Origin of the sequence: Mesorhizobium sp. M1143, from assembly GCF_040318435.1 — a bacterium.
In the GTDB taxonomy this organism is placed as follows: Bacteria; Pseudomonadota; Alphaproteobacteria; order Rhizobiales; family Rhizobiaceae; genus Mesorhizobium.
In genome coordinates this window covers 1-5561 of record NZ_JAMYMJ010000107.1, presented here as the reverse complement: position 1 = coordinate 5561, position 5561 = coordinate 1, and the positions used below count along the sequence as shown (strand labels likewise).

3 protein-coding genes and 2 pseudogenes are annotated in these 5561 nt (G+C 61.7%); 3 read left to right on the top strand and 2 right to left on the bottom strand.

Features of this window, described 5'->3' with window-relative positions; all coding sequences use genetic code 11:
* Both NKH35_RS30600 and tnpC read left to right on the top strand, forming a co-directional pair.
* Positions 1–226: hypothetical protein (locus tag NKH35_RS30600; RefSeq protein ID WP_352917431.1), on the top strand; the 226-nt coding region annotated here is incomplete at its 5' end.
* A 69-nt stretch (positions 227–295) separates the two neighbouring features.
* Positions 296–2278 carry an IS66 family transposase gene (gene tnpC / locus NKH35_RS30595; RefSeq protein ID WP_352917429.1) on the top strand — a complete coding sequence of 661 codons (1983 nt, stop codon included), beginning with the start codon at positions 296–298 and terminating at the stop codon, positions 2276–2278.
* Positions 2279–2325: 47 nt separating this feature from the next.
* Here tnpC and NKH35_RS30590 read toward each other — a convergent pair whose 3' ends face one another.
* Together NKH35_RS30590 and NKH35_RS30585 are read right to left on the bottom strand one after the other, a co-directional pair.
* On the bottom strand, positions 2326–2859 hold the full coding sequence (locus NKH35_RS30590; protein ID WP_352917428.1) for a DUF305 domain-containing protein: 534 nt from the start codon (positions 2857–2859) through the stop codon (positions 2326–2328).
* Positions 2860–3572: 713 nt separating this feature from the next.
* Positions 3573–4466: pseudogene (locus NKH35_RS30585) on the bottom strand (IS110 family RNA-guided transposase); the annotation flags it as partial.
* A 93-nt stretch (positions 4467–4559) separates the two neighbouring features.
* On the opposite strand from NKH35_RS30585, the pseudogene NKH35_RS30580 reads away from it, so the two are divergent.
* A pseudogene (locus NKH35_RS30580) lies at positions 4560–5170 on the top strand (integrase core domain-containing protein); the annotation flags it as partial.
* Between the last annotated feature and the right edge of the window lie 391 nt (positions 5171–5561).

The following is a 5561-nucleotide window of genomic DNA, read 5'->3' as shown; positions in this document are numbered from 1 at the left end:
GGTCTACACATGGCGGCGTAAACTGCGCGATGCTTACGCCGAACCAGAACGGGATGATTTGACGGCTCCCGGCTTTGCCGCGGCCGTGATGATCGAGGATGCGGAAGCCGCGCATCCCGGTCTGCATCCCGCGATCGTCATCGACCTGGCGCGCGGCAAGCGGGTCAGCATCTTTGCCTCGGCATCTCCGGCCTTGGTGGCCTCGGCGCTCAAGGCCTTGCGATGATCCCTTCGGGCGCTCGCGTGTGGATCGCAATGGGGCACACCGATATGCGAAAGGGGGCAGGGACTGGCCTTGCTGGTCCAGCAGGGCCTCAAGCGCGATCCCCACTGCGGCGACCTGTTCGTGTTCCGTGGGCGGGCCGGATCGCTGGTTAAGCTGATCTGGCACGATGGGATCGGCATGTCGCTCTACGCCAAGCGCCTCGAGAAGGGGCGGTTCGTCTGGCCCTCGGCGAAGGCCGGCGTGGTGTCGCTGACAGCCTCGCAACTGGCCTGCCTGCTCGACGGGATCGACTGGCGTAACCCGCAGTATTCCTGGCGTCCGCTGAGCGCCGGACAGGGCGCGCACTTTCTTCGTTGCCCTCGCATTTTGTACTTCATCTGTGCGCTTTTCTGTGATTCCATCATGGTCATGGAAGCCGCCGTTTCGCTCCTTCCTGACGATATCGAAGCGCTCAAGGCGCTGCTGGCGAGTGTGACCCAGCGGGCTAATGAGGCTGAGGCCAAGCTCGCCAATGCCCATGCTCGGGAGAGCGCAACCGAGGCGGTGATCGCGCACCTCAAGTTGCAGATCGCCAAGCTCAAGCGTGAGCAGTACGGTGCCAGCGCTGAGCGCACCCGCCGGCTGCTCTACCAGATGGAACTGCAGCTCGAAGAGTTCGAAGCCGATGCGGGCGAGGACGGTCTTGCGGCCGAGGCCGCAGCCGAGAAGACCGCGACAGTCACCGCCTTCGAACGCAAGCGGCCAGCCAGGAAGCCGTTTCCCGAGCACCTGCCGCGCGAGCGGGTCGTCGTGCCGGCACCGTGCTCTTGTCCCTCCTGTGGCAGCAGCCGGCTGTCCAAGCTGAGCGAGGATGTCACCGAGACGCTTGAGGTGATCCCCCGCGCCTGGAAGGTCATCCAGACCGTGCGCGAGAAGTTTTCCTGTCGGGACTGTGAGGCGATCACCCAGCCGCCGGCTCCGTTTCACGTAGTGCCGCGTGGCTGGGCGGGCCCCCGCTTCCTCGCCATGCTGCTGTTCGAGAAGTACGGGCAGCACCAGCCGCTCAACCGTCAGGCCGAGCGCTTCGCACGCGAAGGCGTGCCGCTCAGCACTTCGACGCTCGCCGACCAGGTTGGTGCCGCAGCCTACGCGTTGCTGCCGCTTCACCGGCTCATCGAGGCCCATGTCCTAGCCGCCGAGCGATTGCATGGCGACGATACGACCGTGCCGGTCATGGCCAAGGTCAAGACAGATACAGGCCGATTGTGGATCTACGTACGCGATGATCGACCGTTCGCCGGCGCCGATCCGCCCGCAGCGCTGTTCCACTACTCGCGCGATCGGCGCGGCGAACATCCAAGAGCGCATCTCGCGTCATGGTCGGGCATTCTGCAGGCCGACGCCTATGGCGGCTACGGTGAGCTCTATGCTTCCGGTCGCATGCCTGCGCCCGTAATCGAGGCCGGTTGCTTCGCCCACGCGCGGCGCAAGTTCTTCGAACTGGCCGACGTCGCCAGCGCGGCCCGCAAAAGGAGCCGCGGCGAGCACGCAGGCATGATCTACCCAATCGCGCTGGAGGCCGTGCAGCGGATCGATGCCATTTTCGATGTCGAGCGTGCCATCAATGGCAAGGACGCCGCCGAACGGCTCGCTGCGCGTCGCGAACTGAGCGCGCCGCTTATGGCCGAACTCCACGCCTGGCTTACCGCCCAGCTCGCCAGGCTGCCACGCAACCACGACCTCGCCAAGGCCATCAACTACATGCTCCGCCGTTGGGACGCCTTTACCCGCTTCCTCGGCGACGGCAGGGTCTGCCTGACGAACAACGCGGCCGAACGTGCCCTGCGCTGCGTGCCACTTGGTCGGAAGGCATGGCTGTTCTGCGGTTCCGACCGTGGCGGCCAGCGTGCAGCCGTGCTCTACACGATGATCCAGACCGCCCGGCTGAACGACGTTGATCCACAGGCTTGGCTCGCCGATGTTCTCGCTCGCATAGCCGACCAGCCGATCCATCAACTCGATCAGTTGCTGCCGTGGAACTGGTGGCACCGCCAAGCTGCGGTTGCTGACTGAGCACTGGATCGTGTCCTACTTTGAGGGGCGGCAGGTCTAGCCACCGCCTACAGCGGCTTTTCCTCCAGCAACTTGCCGCTCAACAACTCTCGAGCCTCGCTCGCGCCTTCGCTCTTCAAGGTCGCAGGACCGGCATCCAGCGGATCGTTGCCACGCCTACCATGCTGCTCGATGTCCTCGATCAGCATTTGCATTTCGGTAATTTCCTTCACCTGATCGCGAGTAATCCTGTCTGCCAAATATCGCACCCGCGGATCACGAATGTCAGCCTGTCGCGCGTTGTTGATGGCTATGGAGTGATGAGGAATCATCGCCTTCATGAAGTCCGTGTCACCTATAAGCGCTTGGCTGCGGTTCACCACCAGCAGCGCCACGCCTCCGATGATCGCGACCGCAAGTACAGCAATTTTCGCGACCTCTGGTTGGTACATGCGCCACATGAAAGCCAACATCACCGCTGTCATGACGCAGCCCATCACCAAGGAGGAAATGAGCCGCGTCAAGCTGAACAGCACGTGGTCCCAACTGTAAACCAGTTGGTACATCAGGAAGAACATGATGACTGTCGAGGTGATGATCATCGCGGCGAAGCGGCTCCACCCATGCTTATCCCTTGGTGCTGATCCATCGCGGCCTCCTGTTGATTCAGGCGCTAAACGGATTAGGCCGCCATTGGTTCATCAACGGCTCTCGCTACCCAGATGTGCGGTCTTCACCGAATGGCTACGCTGATTACGCCGTCAGGCTTTGCTAATGCTGTGGCTCTAGATGTTTGATCCCAGGCTTTGATCGGGGCATCCTTATCTTCCGAATCAAAGGATGCGCTATGGGCCAGGTTCTGCATTGGAGCGCCACAACGACAGAGGCGGTCCGTCGAGCGATACAGCATAGTCATGTCTGGACGGCGCCCGCTCATTAAGGGTTTATTTTCAGCGATGGGATGGTCGCGGGTGCGGTCATGTCTCCGGCTTGTTGCTGCGGTTTTATGACCGCTGGCCCTGATGGTATCCGCTGATCCTTTGGCCTGATCAAGAGAGCGAGCTCGAGGCTCCAACTATGCTGCAGGCTTTCAGGATCTATCCTCGTCTGTTCCCATCACGTCATTGTCACCCTCGATTCCGGTTGGCGGCCTTGCCGATGCTCCTGTTACGCCGGTGTGCCGACATAATGTGTCTCATCGCGCATGAGTGCGAAGGCAATACGGGCGAGTTTGTTGGCGGTCGCTACGGCGACAAGCTTGAAGGGCTTGGTGTCCATCAGGCGATCCGCCCAGTTTCTCAACATATCGCCGGAACGCTTGCGATGGAACAGAACGGCATGAGCACCCACCACAAGCAGCTTGCGCAGATATCGGTTTCCCAATCTTGGATACGCGCCCCAGCCGTTCCTTTCCGCCTGACGAGTTTTGTCTTGGTGTGAGTCCAAGAAAGGCAGCGAACTCGCGTGGGCCTGAGAAAGCCGTGATATCCTGGACGCTCGCCGCAAGCGCGGAGGCGGTAATAGGGCCGATGCCGGGAACGGTCATCAGACGGCGTGCCGTTTCATCAGCCTTGGCGAGGGCCAGAATGGCCTGATCGCTCTGCCTGATCTCGGTATCGAGTTCGCTCAGTTGGCGCACCAACGGCAATAGTGCCGAACGCACGGTCGCCGGGATCATGTCGTTGCCCTCGATGACGAGGATGGCCAAGGCACGCGCATTGTTCGGTCCCTGGGCGGCGATGATCCCGATTTCGGCCATATGGCTGCGAAGGGCATTGAGCAGCTGAGTGCGCTGGGCCACCAGAAGTTCGCGCACCTTATGATGCATGAGCGCCGCCTGGTTATCGACCGATCGCACCGGCACAAAACGCATTGACGGGCGCGTCACCGCCTCGCAGATAGCTGCTGCATCAGCAGCGTCGTTCTTCTGACGACGCACGTAAGCCTTCACATAGGCTGGCGGCATCAGCCGGACGTCATGGCCGAACTTCATGAGTTCGCGAGCCCAGTGATGGGCCGAGCCACACGCTTCCAAGCCAACAAGGCAGCATGGCAGGGATTCGAAGAATGCCAAAACATCCTTCCGCCGCAGCGCGCGGGTCGTGACGACACGGCCGGTGGCGTCGATAGCGTGAACCTGAAATACGTGCTTGGCCAGATCGAGGCCAACGGTAACGACGGCGCTCAGATCGGTGGTAATATTGCCCATGGACGGTGCTCCTTCCAGATGAGTGCTGCGACAGCAGCCATCTTGGCACGCCTCTCAGGAGGATGATGCCGTTGCGGGCGCCGTCCATCCCATCAAGAGAGCCTGAGGAAACTGGCCAAGCGCTACGGGATCAACACGGTTGCAAAGTGGAAGAGGCGAGCTTCGGTCGCCGATCTATCGACTGGTCCGAAGGAACCGAGATCGACGGTGCTCTCGCTTGAGGAGGCGGTCATTGTGGCTTCCGCCGCTACACGCTGCTGCCGCTCGACGACTGCCTCTATGCGCTTCAGGCGACCATCACGCACCTGCCGCGGTCTTCATTGCATCGCTGCCTGCAACGCCATGGCCTCGGCCGGCTCCTACTGTGGTTGATCGCGGCCGTGCCCTACAAGAATTACCGACAATGGAATCCAGTTCACCACCCCCGGTGCCGGTGGCTCGGCGGTGCCGCTGCAAGGAGGCAATCGCCAATGGCGAGATCTTCCGCGCTCACGCATTCGAATACGCCTGCGCCAGGAACGACATCGAGCACCGCACGACCAAGGCCAGGCATCCGCGGACCAACGGCCAGGTCGAGAGAATGAATCGGACTATGAAGGACGCCACCCGCCAAGCGCTTCTATTACGAGAGCCACGACCAATTACGCACCCATCTCGCCGACTTCGTTGCCGCCTACAACTTCGTCCGCAGACTCAAGACCCTCCCCCTTGAGGGCATAGGCGCTAAGATAGGTATTGCCCTGCGGAATCGGGTGTGATCCTACACTGCGATGACACACGAATCGCTTGCAGACGACGGTTGGGCCGAGATGATTGAGCTTCTCGGCGGCGAAGATTTGCTCACACAGAGCGCCCGCGAGACGAAGGCGTTCCTGCGCCCGCGCGGCGTCAGTCGGCGAGCGATCTGTTGCGGCTGACACTGGCTTACTGCCTTGGCAAGGTTGTCATGCGGGGCGTCGTGGCCTGGGCGGCGGCGAGCGGGATTGCCGACATTTCGGATGTGGCGTTGCTTGGCCGGCTGCGCAATGCAGGACCATGGCTGCAGCAGTTGATTGGGCACCTTTTGAAGCGCGAGGATGCAGGTTTGGCCAAAGG